Here is a 2,211-nt window from a genome sequence, read left to right as displayed (position 1 = left end):
ATGAACTGACAAGCTTCTGGTTTATAAGAGAGAAGTGGTGCCGCTGAAGGGACTAGAACCCCCGACCCCATCATTACGAATGATGTGCTCTACCAGCTGAGCTACAGCGGCTTCCTGGGCCCTACTAGTTTTACTCTCGTGCCGCGAATCCCACTATCGTGAATGAAGAGAAAGGCATCTCAGAAACCTTCACGCTTGACCTCAAATTTTCAATGAAATAGGAAGAAAATTATAGAGCGGGCGTTGTGTAGTGGTAAGACCTTAGCCTTCCAAACAAGTGCTTAATGTTTCCATGAGATGTCATTGGTTGACAACCATCTGAAAACAAGATGTAAATTTCGGCATGCGATGTCGATTGTCGCCATAAGTTTCCATCCGTTTCCGACAAAAAGCCGACAAAATGCCAAAGCTAACAGAAACCTATGCAAAGAAGCTTCCGCACTCCGCACAGGGTACGCAGAAGCACTGGGACGCGGAGATTAAAGGCTTGGTACTGTTCGTCGGCAAGCGATCCAAGACTTGGTATTTCCAAAAAGACGTTGGCGGCGAAACGAAACGCGTTCTGATTGGTCGGTATCCGGTTATATCTGCACAGGCAGCGCGGCAGACCGCTATGGAGCTGGCGCTAGAAATGGGACGCGGGGCAGGAAAGGCGGCACAGATCGGAGCGCCCACACTTCAAACTGCGATGGAAATTTATCTGGCGCGGCCCAAACTTCGGTCGGACGGTTATCGGCAGGGGGTCCGGGCCTACATGAAAAATCAGTTGAGAGACTGGTTGAGATTGCCATTGGATGAGATCAGTAAATCGATGGTTGTACGGCGTCACCAGCAACTCGCTGCGCACCCTTCAACAGCCAACCACGCGCTCAGGTATTTTCGTTCGATCTATAATCATGCGCGTCGCACACATGATCTGTCTGAATGTCCGACATTGGCAATCGAGTGGTTTGAAGAAAAACCAGACGGCCGTGTGGTCGAGGACCTTAGAGAATGGCGAACCGCCGTCGATGCGTTACAGAACCCAATCCATAAAGTCTTCTATGAATTGCTACTCTTTACGGGGCTTCGAAAAGGGGAGGCGCTGACGCTTGAATGGTCGAATATTCACGAGGACCGCATTCATCTGCCGATGACCAAAAATGGGCGAAGCTTTGATTTGCCTATTCTGCCAGCACATCATGAGATTTTGGCGCCGCTGAAATCGCTGAGCCGCACATGGGTATTCCCATCACCGAAGTCGCCATCTGGACACATAACAGGGACACGGAAGTTACCGTGGAGTCCGCATGCTCATAGACGCACATTCGCAACCGTGGCTATGGAGGCCGGTGTATTAGAAGAGGTCGTTGGAAGGTTGTTGAATCACACGCCGCTATCGATCACGGGACAGCGGTACACCATGCCCTCGCTTGATGCGTTGAGGCCCGCTATGGAAACCGTATGTACGGAATTGTCGGTGCGACAAATCTCCTGCCAGTGAGTAATACTGGAGCAGTCGTGTCCTTAACCCGAAACCAAATTCCTGATCTATCATGATGGGCCAGAGCCTGAGATGAAGGACAACTGGGGTCGTCCCTTTGTGTACGTGGGTGCGGGGCAAAAAACTGGCTGCGTGCGCGTACTGTTATCCCAGCCTGTCGGAATAAATCGCACAAGATTTTTGTTCGTAGATGGGTTCTGAGGACGATCTGTTTGCGGTCTGCCGCTGGATTTCAAGCCATTATTGGCAGTCCAGCAGATCTAAGATGACGCTACGAGGATCGCCAGAGAGACAACCACGAAGCTCACGATGCCCCACAAAATTTGGACAGGCCAAGGCCGCAATCTTCGAGTGCATCGAAGTCATGTACAACCGCCAGCGACGCCACTCCGGGGTTGGATATCAAACACCTCAAAAGGCCTTCAACAATATGACTTGGAAAATGGCCGCCTAGGGTCAATAACTAAACTGTCCGGTTCTAGGGACGAAGTTCAGAGCAAGCCAAAACGGTTGGAGAGACGGATCAAGTGATCTACGAGTGGCAGTCGCGTCATATATATGTTCCAAAGCCTGAACTCGTTCGCTAGGTTGCCCCTGCGGCTGCAGAGAACGGCAAGAGATATGACACGCAAGGAATAGGCTATTATGGAACCTACATTCCCCACCAAATATTGCATATGTGGATAGCGGTTTGGTCAGTTGCCGGAATGATGGGTCTCCTAGCAGGG

The 2,211-nt window shown here is 50.9% G+C and carries 1 protein-coding gene and 1 tRNA gene; one reads left to right on the top strand and one right to left on the bottom strand.

All coding sequences use genetic code 11. The features are described 5' to 3' along the window. Window positions 1-35: 35 nt before the first annotated feature. Window positions 36-111: transfer RNA gene (locus tag LC354_RS27575), tRNA-Thr, on the bottom strand. 289 nt (window positions 112-400) lie between these two features. On the opposite strand from LC354_RS27575, the gene LC354_RS27570 reads away from it, so the two are divergent. Next, window positions 401-1,483 (top strand): tyrosine-type recombinase/integrase, encoded by a 1,083-nt coding sequence (locus LC354_RS27570; protein ID WP_223429121.1) that lies wholly within the window; start codon window positions 401-403, stop codon window positions 1,481-1,483. Window positions 1,484-2,211: the final 728 nt, after the last annotated feature.

Source organism: Tateyamaria pelophila, from assembly GCF_019966495.1.
Classification (GTDB): domain Bacteria; phylum Pseudomonadota; class Alphaproteobacteria; order Rhodobacterales; family Rhodobacteraceae; genus Tateyamaria; species Tateyamaria pelophila.
Note: the sequence above shows the minus strand (reverse complement) of the source record. Positions and strands in the feature narration are given on the sequence as shown.